This is a genomic window from Bradyrhizobium cosmicum, assembly GCF_032290525.1.
GTDB lineage: Bacteria > Pseudomonadota > Alphaproteobacteria > Rhizobiales > Xanthobacteraceae > Bradyrhizobium > Bradyrhizobium cosmicum_A.
This window is the reverse complement of record NZ_JASXTA010000570.1, coordinates 1-239: the sequence shown is the minus strand read 5'-3', so window position 1 is coordinate 239 and position 239 is coordinate 1. Positions and strand designations below refer to the sequence as shown.

At 66.1% G+C, this 239-nt stretch carries 1 pseudogene; it reads right to left on the bottom strand.

What is annotated here, in order from left to right:
- Positions 1–239 (bottom strand): annotated as a pseudogene (locus QSV46_RS40975) (hypothetical protein); the annotation flags it as partial.

Below are 239 nucleotides of genomic sequence, written 5' to 3'. Positions count from 1 at the left end.
CATTGATGCCCGGTGCCGGCGGGAAGGATCGCGACATCGCCGGGCGTGATTTCGAGCTCCTTGCCGCTGATACCACCGAAGCGGACGCGAGCCCGGCCGCGGGCGACGCCGAGCGCCTCATGCACCGTGGCGTGGTAGTGCACATAGTCGTAGACGCCATTGCGCCACATCGCGCCCCAGCCATTGCCGCCGAACAGCGCCTCGATGGTCTTTTCGGGGTGATCGTTGGCGACATAGAC